The sequence below is a fragment of the Mesorhizobium sp. M1A.F.Ca.IN.020.06.1.1 genome, assembly GCF_004023265.1.
Classification (GTDB): Bacteria; Pseudomonadota; Alphaproteobacteria; order Rhizobiales; family Rhizobiaceae; genus Mesorhizobium.
This window is the reverse complement of record NZ_RZSR01001535.1, coordinates 1-808: the sequence shown is the minus strand read 5'-3', so window position 1 is coordinate 808 and position 808 is coordinate 1. Positions and strand designations below refer to the sequence as shown.

The 808-nt window shown below is 60.1% G+C and carries 1 protein-coding gene; it reads left to right on the top strand.

Features of this window, described 5'->3' with window-relative positions:
- Positions 1-48 precede the first annotated feature (48 nt).
- On the top strand, positions 49-808 hold a 760-nt coding region (locus EOA60_RS35375), incomplete at its 3' end, for an ATP-binding cassette domain-containing protein (RefSeq protein WP_164899893.1).

Below are 808 nucleotides of genomic sequence, written 5' to 3'. Positions count from 1 at the left end.
ATCCTGCGACTTTGGTCGCAGGATGTCGCCATTTCCTCGGACCGCCCGGTGGCAACGCTCAATCCCGAGCAGCGTTTCATCGTGGAGATTTGCCGGGCGTTTGCCGCCAAACCCAAGATACTCATCCTTGACGAGCCGACCGAACATCTGCACGGCGACGACGTCGAGCGTCTTTTCAAGCGCGTGCGGGAAATCGCGGCGACCGGAACCGCGGTGGTCTATATCTCGCATCGGCTGCACGAGGTTGGGGCCATCGCACAGCGGATTACGGTCCTTCGCGACGGCAAGGGTCAAGGGACCTATGCGACGGAAAGCGTGACCGAGCAGCAGGTCGTCGAACTCATCGTCGGCGGAAAGCTCGAGCGCGAGTTTCCATCAAAACTGGAGGGTGGCGAAACCGCCCCTGTCGTGCTGCGGGTCGAAGGGCTGAGCAGCGCTCATTTTTCCAATGTCAACCTGGCCGTAAGGCGTGGCGAGATCATCGGCTTGGCGGGGGTCAGCGACAACGGACAGAAAGAATTCCTGCGCTCGCTGGCCGGCCTTGAGAAAATCAAAAGCGGAACCGTCACGGTCAAGGATTCCCGGCTCGACATGAACAGCGTTCGCGCGGCAAAAAGGGCGGGCATAAGGCTGCTTCCAAGCGACCGCCACAGAGCCTCGATGTTCGGCGTGCTGAGCGTGGCCGAGAATTTCGTCATACGCAGCCTCGATGCGGATTCGAGACTCGGCTTTGTCTCTTCTTCAAGCGAACGCAGCCGGGCGGAGCATGCAATATCCGCATTTCGCATCAAAACGCCCTCACCGGAGA